General features: G+C 42.3%; 11 protein-coding genes. 5 read left to right on the top strand and 6 right to left on the bottom strand.

Features of this window, described 5'->3' with window-relative positions; all coding sequences use genetic code 11:
• A complete protein-coding gene (locus MSG37_RS13985; protein ID WP_248471272.1) occupies positions 1-1,002 on the top strand; it encodes a peptidoglycan binding protein CsiV in 1,002 nt (333 codons plus the stop codon).
• Here MSG37_RS13985 and MSG37_RS13980 read toward each other — a convergent pair.
• The 3 genes from MSG37_RS13980 to nagZ all read right to left on the bottom strand — a co-directional run bounded on the left by MSG37_RS13980 (position 999) and on the right by nagZ (position 3,096).
• Complete coding sequence (locus MSG37_RS13980) at positions 999-1,274, bottom strand: acylphosphatase (RefSeq protein ID WP_248471271.1); 276 nt, start codon at positions 1,272-1,274, stop codon at positions 999-1,001. The genes MSG37_RS13985 and MSG37_RS13980 overlap by 4 nt on opposite strands.
• Before the next feature lie 202 nt (positions 1,275-1,476).
• Entirely contained in the window at positions 1,477-2,016 is a 540-nt protein-coding gene (gene ycfP / locus MSG37_RS13975) for an alpha/beta hydrolase YcfP (RefSeq protein ID WP_248471270.1), read from the bottom strand.
• A gap of 72 nt (positions 2,017-2,088) precedes the next feature.
• Positions 2,089-3,096 carry a beta-N-acetylhexosaminidase gene (gene nagZ, locus MSG37_RS13970; protein WP_248471269.1) on the bottom strand — a complete coding sequence of 336 codons (1,008 nt, stop codon included), beginning with the start codon at positions 3,094-3,096 and terminating at the stop codon, positions 2,089-2,091.
• A gap of 394 nt (positions 3,097-3,490) precedes the next feature.
• Here nagZ and MSG37_RS13965 point away from each other — a divergent pair, with 394 nt between their 5' ends.
• Positions 3,491-4,867: an L-serine ammonia-lyase gene (locus MSG37_RS13965; protein WP_248471268.1), complete on the top strand. Its 1,377-nt coding sequence runs from the start codon at positions 3,491-3,493 to the stop codon at positions 4,865-4,867.
• Between the two features lie 106 nt (positions 4,868-4,973).
• Here the strand turns inward: MSG37_RS13965 and cysB are convergent, their stop codons facing one another.
• Positions 4,974-5,948: an HTH-type transcriptional regulator CysB gene (gene cysB, locus MSG37_RS13960; protein ID WP_248471267.1), complete on the bottom strand. Its 975-nt coding sequence runs from the start codon at positions 5,946-5,948 to the stop codon at positions 4,974-4,976.
• A gap of 226 nt (positions 5,949-6,174) precedes the next feature.
• Here cysB and MSG37_RS13955 point away from each other — a divergent pair, with 226 nt between their 5' ends.
• Positions 6,175-6,951: a hypothetical protein gene (locus tag MSG37_RS13955; RefSeq protein WP_248471266.1), complete on the top strand. Its 777-nt coding sequence runs from the start codon at positions 6,175-6,177 to the stop codon at positions 6,949-6,951.
• 320 nt (positions 6,952-7,271) lie between these two features.
• On the opposite strand, the gene topA is transcribed toward MSG37_RS13955, so the two are convergent.
• A complete protein-coding gene (gene topA, locus MSG37_RS13950) occupies positions 7,272-9,962 on the bottom strand; it encodes a type I DNA topoisomerase (RefSeq protein WP_248471265.1) in 2,691 nt (896 codons plus the stop codon).
• A 336-nt stretch (positions 9,963-10,298) separates the two neighbouring features.
• Here topA and astB point away from each other — a divergent pair, with 336 nt between their 5' ends.
• Positions 10,299-11,636, top strand: coding sequence for an N-succinylarginine dihydrolase (gene astB / locus MSG37_RS13945; protein WP_248471264.1), 1,338 nt, complete (start codon positions 10,299-10,301; stop codon positions 11,634-11,636).
• A 75-nt stretch (positions 11,637-11,711) separates the two neighbouring features.
• Here the strand turns inward: astB and MSG37_RS13940 are convergent, their stop codons facing one another.
• Positions 11,712-14,195 (bottom strand): Ig-like domain-containing protein, encoded by a 2,484-nt coding sequence (locus MSG37_RS13940; RefSeq protein ID WP_248471263.1) that lies wholly within the window; start codon positions 14,193-14,195, stop codon positions 11,712-11,714.
• 217 nt (positions 14,196-14,412) lie between these two features.
• Between MSG37_RS13940 and MSG37_RS13935 the strand changes: the two genes are divergently transcribed.
• Positions 14,413-15,741 carry a dicarboxylate/amino acid:cation symporter gene (locus MSG37_RS13935; protein ID WP_248471262.1) on the top strand — a complete coding sequence of 443 codons (1,329 nt, stop codon included), beginning with the start codon at positions 14,413-14,415 and terminating at the stop codon, positions 15,739-15,741.
• Positions 15,742-15,841 lie beyond the last annotated feature (100 nt).

Below are 15,841 nucleotides of genomic sequence, written 5' to 3'. Positions count from 1 at the left end.
GTGTTAAGACTATCTAAAAACAGACTAAGCGCAGCTTTAGCTGTAAGCCTTTTATCTGGCTTTACAGCGAATACATTTGCGGCTGAAGAACGCTGGTTTGAGGTCGAAGTCTATATCTTCGAGCGCGATGTTCCTACAACCGAGCAATGGTCGACTGAGACAGCGACCAAATCAAACCGTAAAACTGTAGATTTTATTACGCCGTTAATTAGTACCGATCTCACAGCAGTGAGTATGGGATTAAACGGTTGTACCTCTACAGATTGGGCGACTGATAGCGTAAATTGCAACGAGCAAATGAGTAGTGCCAAACATAAGGCAATGGCAGATGTACCGATGCAAATTTCGGCGCCAAATCCAGCAGTGGCCCATTTAGGCGATGGTGCTGTACTTTTAGCTCAAAGCCAAAGTCAGTTTAAAGATATTATGGCCACCATTTCTCGTGAAAAAGGCACCAGTAGCTTACTGCATATGACTTGGCAGCAATCTATGCTCCCTCGCAATCGCGCTGTTCCGGTTAAGCTTTTTTCTGGCCATGACTATTCAGAAGAGTATGAGTTTAACGGTCAGCCTATAGAGACGAGCAACAGTAGCTCAGAATTTGATAACTTTGACTTTTTTGGAACTCAATTTTCTAATAACAGTCAAAAGCCTGTTTGGAAGTTTGACGGTACGATAAATATCTATTTGCAACATTACCTGTTTATTGAAACCGACTTTAGGTTACGTGAAGCTGGCAGCAAAACCGTTACACTTGCGAGCAGTGAACTGCGTGCTGATTCGAATACAGTAGAAACAGGTTCACAAGAAGTGACCAGCCCGTTCCTATACTCTATTCCTATGACTCAAAATCGACGTGTTCGCAGTGATGAAGTGCACTATTTTGATCACCCTAAAATGGGTATGATTATTCAAATTCGTAAAATGGAACACCCAACTGCACGAGTTGCAGAACCAGAGCCTCAAACCGATACAGCAGCTCTGCCGGACGCAACCTTTTAAAGTTGGATAATTGAAAAGTCGAGGTAGATCTCATCTGCCTCATCTTCCTCAACAAACACATCTTCAACGAGTGAAGATGGCGAACCTATATAACACCAACTAATCAGTTTATCCACCGCGGGCTCACCGCCTTGTGCTAAAACCTGTACCGAGCCATCACTTAGATTACTCACGTAGCCTGTCACGCCAAGTGCTGTTGCTTGTCTTAGTGTATGCTGGCGATACGAAACACCTTGTACCTTACCTTTCACCTTTATCACAACACGTTTCATAAGGTCTTCCTTGTTGCTCACCGGCGTTTACTGTATATGATCAGTATAATACTAATCTTGCCATTCGCTTAAACTAACACTCTTTGAACAGAAAGGTTCAATAGACACAAAAAAACCACCAAGAGCTAACGCAATTGATGGCTTTATATAATGATTTAAAATACTGCAGCTACAAATTGCAGCTTTTAATATTAGTCACACGTTAGCTGGCTTTAAATGTCTTAATCAGCTGTAAATGAGCCGCTAAAGACGCAAACTTATGTTGTTGCTCATCATCCCACTCTATTGGATAAAAGTCTTTAAGCAACGCTTCTGTAGCCTGGTTATTCGTCACCGTGTCATTACGGGCTAGAATGCACAGAGCCTTAGCGTTATTCTTGTCGCGAAAGCCTTTAACACATTTATTGGCAATATCAGCGTATTCTTCTGGCCGATCAATTTTTCCAACCATATTATCTTGTGGTGCTAAGTTAGGGTTAATCAGTACCGATTTTATGCCATTTAAAAAACCAATTCGCTCAGCCCAATAACCACCAAGACCCACACCAATAATCAAAGGTGCAGTATCGTCTGATGATGCAATTTGCTTATTCACTTCGTTCAATAAATATTGCATGTCATTTTTAGGATGCAGCGTACTGTAACTCACAAGACGCACATCATCATCGATGAACTGCAACTGTCGCATTTTGTCGTGATTGCCTGGGCTTGTTGCATCAAACCCATGAAGGTAAAGGATCATATTGCCCCCAAATACCAAATTCTTAAATTAATATAAGCCAACCTAGCAAGCTCAGCTTAAAACCATATTGCGCTAAATCAAACTTTTAGCAATTGCCTTAGCATGTTCCCAGCGAGCATTATCTTGTAGCGCTAATGCTACCTTTTTATGATCCGGCTTAAGTAAATTGGCGCTTAAACCTTTATCGTCTGTTGGCCAATTTACGCCACCTAACACTTCCGTTGCGCCGGCGCTGTCATTGCATACCAAAATCATATTACAGCCAGCATCTAATGCAGACTGCGCCCTTGCAGTATAACCACCAGCAACCGCAGCGCCTTTCATACCAAGATCATCAGAAAAAATAACACCATTAAATGATAATTGCTGGCGTAGTACTTCTTGTAACCAAAATGATGAAAAACCTGCTGGTTGGCTGTCAACTTTTGGGTAAATAACATGTGCAGGCATAATGCCCTGCAATCTATTTTTAGCAATTAAATTTGAAAATGGCTGCATATCGTCTGCAAAAATTTCATCTTTAGTACGCTCATCGACAGGTTTAGCAATATGAGAGTCTGCAACAACACTGCCATGCCCAGGAAAGTGCTTACCAACAGCGCACATGCCCGCTTGCTCCATACCATCAATAAACGCACTCGCAAGTTCAATAACTTCGCCTTTTTCAGGGCTAAAACTACGGGTACCTATCACTTGGCTAATACCATTTAAGTCTAGTACTGGTGCGAAACTTAAATCGATATCAACAGCCAGTAACTCAATCGCCATTAGATATCCAAGCTCGGTAGCCCAAGCTTTAGCCTGAACCATATCGCCTTTTGCAGCAGGTAAAATATCGCCCATAGCTGGTAATACCGTAAAGCCATCACGAAAACGCTGCACTCGGCCGCCTTCATGGTCTACTGCAATTAAAATATCCGGGCGAATAGCGCGGATTGATTTGATCAACGCAATGAGTTGCTCGCGATCAACATAATTGCGGCTGAATAAAATAAGGCCGCCGACCATAGGGTGAGTTAACTGCGCTGATTCTCTTTGATCTAACGTTGTGGACTCGATATCTAACATCAAATAACTCATATAACCCTCAAATTTTTTATCGAGATAAAATCTAGCCTAACTAATATAGAATAAAACAACAGCTGGGATTAAGCTAAAAATAGTTAATAAGCTCATGTTAATCCTAAAATAATACAAGATTAAGCTGGAACAAACACAATATAGCGACAACTAAAAAACAATTAGTTTATCTAATACTCTAAAATTGCATACAAAAAAACTAATGCTAAAGATGGCTTCAAAGTATGGGATACTTTTTTTACACCAATAATTCAAGCGACTAAGATTAACCACAAGCATTGTTTTTTACTTACTGGATAGCTGAAATATACCAAGAATAGCGTCATTCCTCCATCCAGTAGTATCTTAGTGAAGTTGGTTATAATTATAACGACTAGAGCGATAAAGGTTTAACATGATTAGTGTATTCGACATGTTCAAAATCGGCATAGGGCCGTCAAGTTCCCACACCGTTGGCCCGATGAAAGCCGGCAATGTTTTTATCAACCAGTTACAAGCACTGGGTCATCTAGATGAGATAGATGAATTACGCTCGGAATTGTTTGGCTCTTTAGGCCAAACAGGTAAAGGGCACGGTACAGGTAAAGCGGTGATTTTAGGCCTAATGGGTGAAGCACCAGATACTGTTGATACCGATAATATTGACGCCATTTTACAACAAGTCAGCGATGATGAGAGTTTGCGACTTGCTAGCGGGCGTTCAGTGCGCTTTACCCGTGCAAACGGTATCACCTATCACAGACGTAAAAGTCTACCAGCACACGCCAACGCCATGACGTTATACGCCTATAAAGCAGGCGAGTGTATATATGAGCGCACTTATTACTCTGTTGGTGGTGGATTTATTCTTGATGAAGATGAAATTCAAGCTCAAGATGCTTCACCTGCAACACCAATTAAAGCCGCGCCTTATGACTTTAATTCTGCCCAACAACTGTTAGAGCTTTGTACCGAAAACGGTTTTAGTATTTCATCGCTAATGATGGCTAACGAACTAAGCATTGCCGATAGTGACGAAATTGAAGAGCAGCTATGGCATATTTGGCAAACGATGAAAAACTGTGTTGAACGTGGCTATTTAAAAGAAGGCATGTTGCCTGGCGGATTAAAATTAAGACGCCGTGCACCATCGCTGTATCGTCGCCTTAAAGCTGAAGGTAAAAACTGTGTTGATCCGCTAACGGCTATGGATTGGGTCGACCTATTCGCACTTTCAGTTAATGAGCAAAATGCTGCCGGCGATCGCGTTGTGACTGCGCCAACTAATGGCGCTGCAGGCATTATTCCTGCCGTTTTATGCTATTACGATATGTTTGTACAAGAAGTTGATAAAGACATCTGTTGTCGCTATTTACTCACAGCTGCAGCTATCGGTATTCTTTATAAAAAGAATGCTTCAATTTCTGGTGCCGAGGTCGGCTGCCAAGGCGAAGTGGGCGTGGCCTGCTCTATGGCAGCGGCAGCGTTAACTGAAATCATGGGCGGCACCGTTGAGCATGTAGAAAACGCCGCTGAAATTGGCATGGAACATAATTTAGGCCTAACCTGTGATCCAGTTGGCGGCCTGGTACAAGTTCCTTGTATCGAACGTAATGCTATGGGCGCAGTAAAAGCAATTAACGCTTCACGCATGGCTATGCGCGGTGACGGTAACCACAAGGTATCACTGGATAAAGTGATTAAGACCATGATGGATACTGGTAAAGATATGCGCAGTAAATACAAAGAAACCGCTAAAGGTGGCTTAGCTGTGAATATTGTCGAGTGTTAAATCACTGAATCATCTAGCACTGAGTAACTAAAGTGGCTTAGTACACCATAAAAAAACCTCGCGATTGCGAGGTTTTTTTATGGCATTAGTTAAGACAAACTGGCTTTTAACGAACCGGTAGCTCAATATCTTTAAACATGGCTTCAATCTGCTGTGCATCACGAAGCGCTACTGCTTGCTCTACCACTGGGCGGGTTAAATGCGGTGCAAAGTGTTCGATAAAATCATACATATAAGTTCGTAAGAAGTTACCCTTTCTAAAGCCAATTTTAGTGGTGCTATGACCAAATAAATGGCTGGCATCAATTGCCACCAAATCTTTATCCATGTGCTCATCAATCGCCATTGACGCTATAACACCTACACCTAAACCAAGTCTTACGTAGGTTTTAAGTACATCAGCACTGGTTGCACTAAATACGACTCGAGGCTCTAGCCCTGCACGATTAAATGATTTTTCAATTTCTGATGCGCGGTCAAAACCAAACACATAAGTCACTAATGGAAAACGTGCTAAGTCTTCAATACTAATGTTACTTCTTGCTGCTAATGGATGATCACGAGTCACCACAATTGAACGGTTCCAGTGATAACAAGGCAACATGATTAAATCGCTGTAAAGGTGCATGGCTTCAGTTGCAATAGCAAAGTCTGCATCACCTCTGGCTGCTAATTCACTAATTTGTGATGGCGTACCTTGGTGCATATGCAAGTTAACTTTAGGGTAGCGGTCGATAAAGCCTTGAATAATGTGCGGTAAAGCATAGCGAGCTTGAGTATCGGTAGTGGCAATATTCAGCTCACCTTGATCTGGCTTAGTGTACTCTTCTGCAACTTTCTTAATGCTTTCGACTTTACCTAAAATATCATTGGCGATGCTGATAACTTGTTGGCCCGCAGGAGTTACGTGGGTGAGATGCTTACCACTTCGTCCAAAAATTTGAATGCCAAGTTCATCTTCAAGCATACGTACTTGTTTACTTATACCAGGTTGAGATGTATACAAATTCTCCGCTGTCGCGGAAACATTGAGATTGTGGTTCACCACCTCTGCTATGTATCTAAGTTGCTGCAACTTCATCTTTTATCCTTCCTTGTAGCAGGCTTACGACCTGTCTAATAAATAAGTAATGACGCATTTAAGTATAATTATTCGTTATAGTATAGCCAAATAATTATATCAAATGGAATATAGCACATTAGTCAAACGCTAAGAAACACTTATCGAGAAACCTTGATGAAGATTACTACCCTATAATGTTGATTTATAGTAGCATTGGCCGAATTGTAAATTTATTGGTCCTGTTATGATATTTATTTCAGTTTTGGTTCTGATCGGCGTATTGCTATTACTTGTAATCGGGATCAGTATCATCCAACAACAAAAAGCGCGCGTTGAAGCTGAAAGGCGGACTGAACTTGCACGCCACAGAGCAATCATTGATGAAACCGAAGAAGTTTTATCAAATACAGGCCTTATCCCCTGCTCTTCGAGTATCATTTTAGTCCTTTATAAGCGCGTAGAGGAAGCATTAAATGGTGCTCTGCCACTTGCCGCTAATCAAAGCAATGATTACCAACGTCGATTGATAGATCTTCAGGCTCAAATTCAAAGTTTACAATCAAGCCCTAAAACAGCGCCGCCAGTTGAGCAATTTCGTCTACCTGATAATGACCGCCAAGTTCTCACTTTGGTGCAAACCTTAAAGAAGATGAAGGCAATACTGCGCGCCGAGCATAATAAAGGCAAAGTTGAACCTAGTATTTTCAGTGAAGAAGAGATGCGTATCGACAGTTTACAGCTACGTATTAACGTTGATTCCATGTTAGCGCGGGGACGTGCAGCTTGCTTTATGAAACAATATGGTTCTGCAAAACAAATGGTTACAAAGGCTTTAGGGACATTACACACAATCAAGTCTCAAACCCCTAATGACCCTTTTATTGCTCGTAAAGTAGAAGAAGCAAAAGCTATGTTAGAAGAAGTCACTGGTGCACAAAGAAATGCCCAGCCGGCTATCGTTAAAAGCAAAAGTGATGACGATGATATTGATGTGTTATTCCAACCTAAAAGGAAGTGGTGATTCAAGATTTCTAATGCCGCTGCTATAACCAGCATTACAAACAACACCTCCAACTGTTCAAAAACAAACTCTCTCCACCTTCATCTGAAGGTGGGCTTCCCCCTCTGATATAAAAGTCTACTAAGCTACTACTTTGCAGGCAGAATTTACTGAAACGCAGATAATTGTCTTAAGGTATTTTCTGTAACCTAAACTATCTCTACCTCTTTCATTACCTTTTAAGTACAGCCTATTATACCAAGACAGAAAGTGACTTAAAAAGCGCCAACAAAAAAGCCCCGAATATTCGGGGCTTTTAAAAGCGAATTACTTACAAATACTTACTCGGCTTTTTTAGCTTTTGGTTTTGCTTTCGCCTTAGGCTTAGCTTTTGCTTTAGGTTTTGCTTTAGCTTTCGCCTCAGTAACCCACTTACCATCAATATACTTCGATGACCAGCCTGTAGCTTTACCGTCTACATCCGTTGCAACGTACTGCTCTTTGGTCTTACGACTAAAGCGCACAGAAGCTAAGTTACCCTCATCATCAGCAACTGGCGCATCAGCTAGATACTGATACTTAGGCCACAGAAGTTCGCGGTACTTAATCAACTCTTCCACTAATGGGCCACGGGTTTCGCGGGATTTAGGGAAAGTACTGGCAGCAAGGAAAATACCTGCCGCGCCATCACGCAATACAAAGTATGCATCAGACTTAGAACACTTAAGCTCTGGAAGATGGATTGGATCTTCTTTTGGCGGCGCCGCTTCACCACTCTTGAGTAGCTTACGAGTGTTCTTACACTCAGAGTTTGTACAACCAAAGTACTTACCAAAACGACCGTTTTTAAGTTCCATATCGTTACCACAACGATCGCACTCAATAATCGGGCCTTCGTAGCCTTTGATCTTGAACTGGCCCGCTTCGACTTCGTAACCATTACAGGTTGGGTTATTACCACAAACATGTAGCTTACGAGCTTCATCGATTAAGTAGCTATCCATTGCCGTGCCACAGATGCCACAACGATGTTTTGCGCGTAATGCTTCAGTTTCAGCATCTTCACCACTGCTAACAGCTTCTTCACCTGGCGTTAAGTTTAACGTGGTTTTACAACGCTCTTTTGGCGGCAATGCATAACCAGAACAACCTAGGAATACACCGGTAGTGCCGGTACGAATACCCATAGGGCGTCCACAAGTTGGGCACTTAATGTCATCTGTTATCACCATTTCGTTAGGACGCATACCGCCCTCTTCAGGCGATAACTCGGCGACTTCTAGCTGTTTGGTGAAGTCTTTATAGAAACCATCAAGCACTTTTTTCCAGTCAAGCTTACCGTGAGCTACATCATCTAATGTTTGCTCCATACTTGCTGTAAAGTCATAACTCATTAAGTCTTCAAAGCTACCCACTAAGCTATCACTGACAATTTCACCCATTTTTTCAGCAAAGAAACGACGGTTATCGACTTTAACGTAACCACGATCTTGAATGGTTGAAATGATCGTTGCATAAGTAGATGGACGACCAATTCCACGCTTTTCAAGCTCTTTAACTAATGAAGCTTCACTGTAACGAGCTGGCGGCTTAGTAAAGTGCTGCTTAGGTTGCAACTCTTTAAGGGTTACCACATCACCTTCTGCCACATAAGGTAGAGTATTATCTTCTTCGTTTTTCTTCTTGATTGCAGTTTGAACGCGAGTCCAACCATCAAAACGTAACGTACGACCTGTCGCTTTTAATTCATACTCGCCAGCTTTTACCGTTAGACGAGTTGCATCATATTTAGCAGGTGTCATCTGACATGACACAAACTGGCGCCAAATCAGCTCATATAAGCGCTGTGCGTCGCGCTCCATGTCTGAAAGAGAAGCTGCGCTAACTTTTACGTTAGAAGGACGAATCGCTTCGTGAGCCTCTTGAGCGCCTTCTTTGCTGCCGTAGCGAATTGGTGACTCTGGTAGATACTTATCGCCATACTCATTGCCAATCATTTCGCGCACGCTATCAAGTGCTTCTTGGCTTAAGTTGGTCGAGTCAGTACGCATATAAGTAATATGACCCGCTTCATATAAGCGCTGCGCCATCATCATCGTCTTTTTGACACCAAAACCTAAACGCGTACTTGCCGCTTGCTGTAAAGTTGAGGTGATATAAGGCGCAGATGGTTTACTTGACGTTGCTCTATCTTCACGAGCTGCAACTACAAAGCTTGATTGCGATAGCTGAGTTACCGCTGTTTGCGCTTCAGTTTCGTTTACTGGGTTAAACGCTTTGCCTTGATGCTTAACAACTTGCATTTTGAGCAAATCATCAGTCAGCGTATTTAGCTCTGCATGTACATCCCAAAACTCTTCTGGCACAAAGGCTTTAATTTCGCTTTCACGCTCAACCACTAATCGCACAGCTACTGATTGCACGCGACCGGCAGATAAACCACGAGCAACCTTTTTCCATAATAGTGGCGATGCCATAAAGCCAACAACACGGTCTAAGAATCGACGTGCTTGCTGAGCATTGACCATATTGGTGTCTAGTACTGATGGCTGGCTAAATGCATCTTGAATCGCTGATTTTGTGATCTCGTTAAATACAACACGCTGATAGCGGGACTCGTCACCACCAATAACTTGTTGTAAATGCCAAGCAATCGCCTCTCCCTCTCTATCCAAATCGGTTGCGAGATAGATATGGTCAGCATTTGCTGCCAGAGTTTGAAGTTCTTTAACCACCTTTTCTTTGCCAGGTAAGGTTTGATATTTAGCTTTCCAGCCTTTTTCTGGGTCTACTCCCATGCGCGCAACCAGCGCCTGCTTTGCTTTTAAGCTCTTATATTCAGCCTTCTCCTCTGGAGACATCTTCTTCACTTCAGCCGCAGTTTTACTAACAACTTTAGCTTCGGTGCTCGAAGATGTAGGCAAGTCACGGATGTGACCTACACTCGACTTAACGATGAAATCTTTGCCTAGATATTTATTAATAGTCTTGGCTTTGGCCGGTGATTCGACGATTACTAGCGATTTACCCATAGATTAATTTGCGCCAACGAGTCTCAAAAATCGGAAAATTGGCTCCATATATAGAGGGTTGTGTACAGAGTTTCAAGCTAATCCCTCTTTTATTTGTACTGGAGTACCAATTTTTAACCATTTTTGAAATAAATGTGAAAAAAAATAGTGCTTATTTAAAAACTAATATTTCATTATTAGTCATCAAGCAAGTATTAGTTGTGCATTTCGATGCAAATACTGTGTTTTTATTAAATAAGGCTCGCTTGTGTGGTGCCCCTGCTTAAGTATACTGACCACAATAATTACAACTCAGAAAAGATATAACAACCTGAGATACCCTTAAGGAAAACAAGAATGAAGCATTTTGAAGCTAATTTCGACGGACTCGTTGGGCCAACCCACAATTACGCCGGTTTATCATTTGGCAACGTCGCCTCATTAAATAACGCTGCAGCAACATCAAGCCCAAAAGATGCAGCCAAACAAGGATTGAAAAAAGCCAAAGCACTCGCCGATCTAGGTTTAGTGCAAGGCATGCTCGCACCACAAGAACGCCCAGACCTACATTCGCTGCGCCGCATGGGCTTTTCGGGCACTGATAGCGATATTCTAAACAAAGCCGCCAAAGAGGCTCCAGCTTTATTACGCGCTTGCTGCAGTGCATCAAGCATGTGGACAGCAAATGCAGCAACCGTATCACCGAGTGCAGATACCCGTGACGGTAAACTACATTTTACCCCGGCAAATCTAGTCGACAAGCTACACCGTAGCATAGAACCGACTACTACAGGCAATATCCTGCAGGCTACGTTTAACGATAGCCGCTTTTTCAAACATCACCAACATTTGCCAGAGCATGCAAGTTTTGGTGATGAAGGCGCGGCTAACCACACCCGCCTTTGTAGTGAGTATGGTCATGCTGGTGTTGAATTGTTTGTATTCGGTCAAGAAGCGACTAATCCTGCTGCACCTAAACCGCAAAAATTCCCAGCAAGACAAACTCTGGAAGCCTCACAAGCCGTTGCGCGCCTGCATCAACTAGACGATGATGGCACTGTTTATATTCAGCAAAACCCGGATGTGATTGATCAGGGTGTATTCCACAACGATGTTATCGCAGTTGGTAACCAAAACGTGCTGTTTTATCACGAGCAAGCCTTCTTAAATACTCAAGCTAAACTCGCAGAAATCAAAAATAAATTTGGTGAGTCTGCATTGCACTTTATTGAAGTGCCAACCGCTAAAGTCGCCATTCAAGATGCGGTAAAAAGTTACTTATTCAATACTCAGGTTGTTACGCTACCATCTGGAGAGATGGCAATTATTGCGCCAACAAACTGTCAAGAAAACCCAGCTGTTTTTGCTTACTTAAATGAGCTAGTCACGCTTGATACTCCAATCAAGCAAGTGCTTTACTTTGACGTAAAGCAAAGCATGCAAAATGGTGGCGGTCCCGCTTGTTTACGTTTACGTGTCGCAATGAACCAGGATGAAGTGGCGGCAGTGAATCAACACACGTTAATGAATGATGGTTTATTTACTCGATTAAATCAGTGGGTAGATAAGCATTACCGCGACCGTTTACATGTAGAAGATTTAGCAGATCCACAGCTATTAATTGAATCTCGCACAGCATTAGATGAACTTACTCAAATTATGCATCTAGGCAGTGTTTATCAGTTCCAAAAGTAATGGTTAGAATAAAAATGTAGAATGAGCCATTATGTAATATAAAAAGCCCCGCTATTGCGGGGCTTTTGCTTTTCATTAATTAATGGATATAGGAAGAGAAAGCACTTGAGTTTTTACACCACCAGGTGTTTCAACAGTAACAAGGAATGTACCGGAGTTTGGTTCATCTTCACCTTTAAGCGTTACGCTAAACTCGCGACCACCATTATAGTTAGTACTAGGCCATATATACTCTGATCCACTTACTACAGAACCTGCACTTGCAGTAAAGCTGACTTTCGAACCAGCAGGCATTTGCTGATTATGAAGATCTGAAATAGTAAAATAAACAGTTCCTGTAGCCTTACCGATAATATCAATACTTTGATCATAAGAACCACCTGACCCACTATAACTATCGACAATCAACACACGAGAACGATCAGTTGCTAACGCTGTACTTCCAGACATAACGATGACTAAGCTACCTCGAACATATAAAGATTTAGAATCCGTGACACCATCTGCACATGCATCATGAACAGGATCTGCGCATAGAACACCGTTGTATTTTCCGTCTTTAAGATCAAAGACACCGTTAGAATTAAAATCAACTAGTTCTTCTAGCTCACCACCTAACTGCCCATTTGCCTGCTGTGGATTAAAGCGGCCATCTTCATTGTAATCATTAAACACATCATCTAAATCAAATGGCATACCACTTACATCAGTTTGAGTGTTAAATGCTGTCACTTCGTTCGCATCAAATCGACCATTACCGTTTAAATCAGGAAAAGACTCTTCACCGATAGCAGTTGCTGTAATCGTTGCTCGTCCACCATACTTTTGACCATAATGGTTACCATAAATACCCAATGCAGAATCAAAAGATAACTCAGCAGTTGGATCATCAACCATTAAACCTGCACCATTGATTAATTGGTAGCCCTCAGGCCTCGCTTGCTGGCTTGTCCAAACAACACTACACGCACCTTTATTTGTTTGGCATGCGTCTTCAATTGCACCACCTTCGGTTGTAAATGATATCGTTGTACCGTCTGGAACAGGGTTGTTAAATGCATCGGCTAAACGCGCAGTAACTGTAACTTCAGTGCCATCAACATCCCAACCTTCAGCATTTAAAACTGTAGCTGACAATGAAAAGCTGTCTTGATCAGGAATACCTGTTGAAATAACTAACTCACTAGACTGACTTGAAATTACAGGGCTAGAGCCGTCAACAGTCGCGGTTACACGCACAGATGTAGCCACAGTACCCGTTCTAACTACTGTTTGAGCCACACCTTGATTGTTTGTTGTTGCGGTCGCAGGATCCAAACTAATTCCGCCGACTTCTGTATTTAAAGCAAAAGATACCGACTGATTGCTTACAGGATTACTATTTGTATCTAGAACTTTAAACTGAACCACTGAAGACTCAACACCACCTGTGCCAAGAATACTGATATTTTGAGGTGTAGCAGACAAAAATACGATACTACCAACATCTGCTGGCAATACATTAATTGTTGCTGTTGCAGCTAAGTTCAAACCACCAGCATTAGCGGTAACATTAATGGCGTCATCCCCTTTACAACCTTTAGCTAAATAGGTCGTTGTCGCAACGCCATTGACCGATGGCACTGGAGAACTGATCTCAGCTTCTGGACTTGTCTTGGTCGAGCAAGTTGAAGAAAAGTTTACATCTACTGGCTGAGTAAAAGGATTACCACTATCATCTTGAATTGCAACCGAGATAGTTGCAGTGCCTCCTGCAGTTAACTGATCAACACTTACGCTAGCAACCCCTTCATTGAATGGCGTGCCACTTCCCATTAGAACGTTTGTAGCACCTATCACCACTACGACTTTTCCCTCTTCACCACTTGATAAAGACGCGGTAACCTCCCCAGCCCCTAAAGAACTGCCTGCATATATATCAACCGTTGCCTTACCATTGGCATCAGTCACTGCAGATTTAATAGGAAGATCTCCAATCGTTGTATCAAATGTTACAATCGAAGGCTTATTGATACCGCTAACAGTTGCAGTGATCTTACCCGGAATAGTCGTTGTTATTGCATCAATAGGCTCACCATCCGTATCAGTTAATACAACAACAATAGACGCGCCATCATTGACTTCACCACCATCTCCTTCCATTACAAACACTAGCGGCTCTACCGTAATATCACTGTATCCAGCAACTTCTACAGTTAATGAACCTGCTCCGGGAATATTTGAAGTAGCCAACAAAACCTTAGCCGTACCATTGCTATCAGTCTTATCAGTGCCTATTCCTGGGATAAAAGTACCTATGGCATTATTATCAAGCTTAAAAGTCACCAGTTTTCCAGCTAAAGCGCCGTGAAGTGAGCTTGTTACCACAGCAGTGACTTCAGCAGGTGCTTCGGCTTTAATTGACTCAGTATTAGAAATAGAAAGAACGACACTAATGATTTCTGTCGGTTCTGGCGTCCCTCCATCATCAGGATCGTTAGAGATACTACCTCCACCACCACAACCAACGAGTATAAATGACCAAATAAAAGCAATAAAAATGCTATATGCTGACTTCATTGTCAGGCTCCCTGTTACTCAAGAACTAATACGTGGCAACTATCAAGCTACCTTTTAGGTAACACTATACAATCTCTAAATCACTTTTCCACAACAAATCACTTTTATTTTCAACAATTACCTATAACTTTAACCTCACGCCCATTTCCTCGATGCCACTTTCTTGCTAGGCTTTAATGCGCAAATTGAAAAGCATAAAAATTAAACAGGAAGCACTATGTCTGCTACGAAAACTAAAAAACTCGGCCTCACGAGTAAGATTATTATCGGCATGCTTGCCGGTATTATCCTTGGACTGCTGTTACGCAATCTGTTTCCAGAGAGTGACTTTGTAAAAGAGTACATAACCGAAGGTGTGCTCAACGTTATTGGTACCATCTTTATCTCAAGCTTAAAAATGCTCGTTGTTCCACTGGTATTTGTCTCATTAGTCTGCGGTACCTGCTCCCTTAGTGAGCCATCAAAGGTTGGTCGTTTAGGTGGTAAAACGATTGCGTTTTATCTATTCACTACCGCTATTGCACTTTCAATGGCGATTCTAGTCGCCATCGCAGTTCATCCGGGTAACGCAAGTTTAGTGACCGAAGGAATGCAGTTTGATGTAAAACAAGCACCTAGCCTTTCAGACGTGTTAATCAATTTAGTACCAACGAACCCACTGCACGCGATGAGTGAAGGCAACATGCTGCAAATCATCATTTTCGCGGTAATTTTTGGTTTTGCCATTTCCCATATTGGCGAGCGTGGTGCGCGTGTTGCAGCACTGTTTAATGACCTGAACGAAGTAATTATGCGTGTTGTAACCCTTATCATGCAGCTTGCACCATATGGTGTATTTGCTTTGATGGCGAAACTTGCGCTAACTCTGGGCATGGAAACCTTTGGTAGCGTGGTTAAGTACTTCTTCGTTGTTCTAGGCGTATTGCTTATTCATGCTTTTGTTGTTTACCCAACCTTACTTAAGCTATTCTCAGGGCTAAACCCATTCACCTTTATCCGTAAAATCCGCGATGTTCAATTGTTTGCTTTTAGCACTGCTAGCTCGAATGCAACGCTACCAGTAACCATTGAGACGGCTGAGCACCGCATGGGTGTTGACAATAAAATTGCATCATTCACCTTGCCGCTTGGCGCCACCATTAACATGGATGGCACCGCGATTATGCAAGGTGTGGCAACGGTGTTTATTGCGCAGGTATTTGGTATTGAGCTAACCATTACTGATTATGCGATGGTGGTTATCACTGCAACTTTAGCGTCGATCGGAACTGCTGGTGTACCAGGTGTCGGTCTTATCATGCTTGCTATGGTACTTAACCAAGTGGGTCTGCCAGTTGAAGGTATCGCGCTGATTATTGGTGTCGATAGACTGCTTGATATGGTACGTACAGCAGTCAACGTAACCGGTGATACCGTCGCTACTGTAGTGATTGCAAAATCAGAAGGTGAGTTTGATGAAGCGTTATTTAACGACACCCAAGCGGGTAAAGTTGCGCCAGGATTCAATGCTCAGGTTCACGCTGAAGAAACCAAGGTAAATCGCTAATATCTGTTGAAGTGATTTACTAAAAAGGGCGCTATAAGCGCCCTTTTGATTTTACTGCCCCATCCAAAATCACATTGCCACATTGCAGCTAATTGTAAGA

Origin of the sequence: Shewanella sp. 1CM18E (genome assembly GCF_023161665.1) — a bacterium.
Taxonomy (GTDB): domain Bacteria; phylum Pseudomonadota; class Gammaproteobacteria; order Enterobacterales; family Shewanellaceae; genus Shewanella.
Note: the sequence above shows the minus strand (reverse complement) of the source record. Positions and strands in the feature narration are given on the sequence as shown.

Excerpts from the sequence above, each read along its gene's own strand:
- MSG37_RS13980 (WP_248471271.1), bottom strand. The coding sequence starts at position 1,274 with ATGAAACGTGTTGTGATAAAGGTGAAAGGTAAGGTACAAGGTGTTTCG.
- ycfP (WP_248471270.1), bottom strand. The coding sequence starts at position 2,016 with ATGATCCTTTACCTTCATGGGTTTGATGCAACAAGCCCAGGCAATCAC.
- nagZ (WP_248471269.1), bottom strand. The coding sequence starts at position 3,096 with ATGAGTTATTTGATGTTAGATATCGAGTCCACAACGTTAGATCAAAGA.
- MSG37_RS13965 (WP_248471268.1), top strand. The coding sequence starts at position 3,491 with ATGATTAGTGTATTCGACATGTTCAAAATCGGCATAGGGCCGTCAAGT.
- cysB (WP_248471267.1), bottom strand. The coding sequence starts at position 5,948 with ATGAAGTTGCAGCAACTTAGATACATAGCAGAGGTGGTGAACCACAAT.
- MSG37_RS13955 (WP_248471266.1), top strand. The coding sequence starts at position 6,175 with ATGATATTTATTTCAGTTTTGGTTCTGATCGGCGTATTGCTATTACTT.
- topA (WP_248471265.1), bottom strand. The coding sequence starts at position 9,962 with ATGGGTAAATCGCTAGTAATCGTCGAATCACCGGCCAAAGCCAAGACT.
- astB (WP_248471264.1), top strand. The coding sequence starts at position 10,299 with ATGAAGCATTTTGAAGCTAATTTCGACGGACTCGTTGGGCCAACCCAC.
- MSG37_RS13940 (WP_248471263.1), bottom strand. The coding sequence starts at position 14,195 with ATGAAGTCAGCATATAGCATTTTTATTGCTTTTATTTGGTCATTTATA.
- MSG37_RS13935 (WP_248471262.1), top strand. The coding sequence starts at position 14,413 with ATGTCTGCTACGAAAACTAAAAAACTCGGCCTCACGAGTAAGATTATT.